The following is a 259-nucleotide window of genomic DNA, read 5'->3' as shown; positions in this document are numbered from 1 at the left end:
CTATAGGCGCAGTAATCACTCCCTGAGACTCAGCAACCAGACCCGCGAGCATTGCGCGGTATTGTTTTTTAACACTTCGGGATTGAAATTGCAGATTCAGTGCTTTAGCTGCTTTCTCGTTAAGTGCTACCACCATCACTCCTGAGGTACCCAAATCTAAACGGTGGGGTAATATGGCTTTAGGAAACGCTGCGGTAACGCCTTGTTGACCATTAACAAGCCTATAGTGAACCGAATCCCAGTTAAGAGGGTTTTTACC

The 259-nt window shown here is 46.7% G+C and carries 1 protein-coding gene; it reads right to left on the bottom strand.

Going from position 1 to position 259, the window contains the following annotated elements; genetic code table 11:
• The coding region (locus SB749_RS19970) for a pseudouridine synthase (RefSeq protein WP_410711839.1) at positions 1-175 on the bottom strand (175 nt) is incomplete at its 3' end.
• Between the last annotated feature and the right edge of the window lie 84 nt (positions 176-259).

Source organism: Brevibacterium sp. SIMBA_078 (genome assembly GCF_046534565.1).
In the GTDB taxonomy this organism is placed as follows: Bacteria; Actinomycetota; Actinomycetes; order Actinomycetales; family Brevibacteriaceae; genus Brevibacterium.
This window is presented reverse-complemented; position numbering and strand designations above follow the sequence as displayed.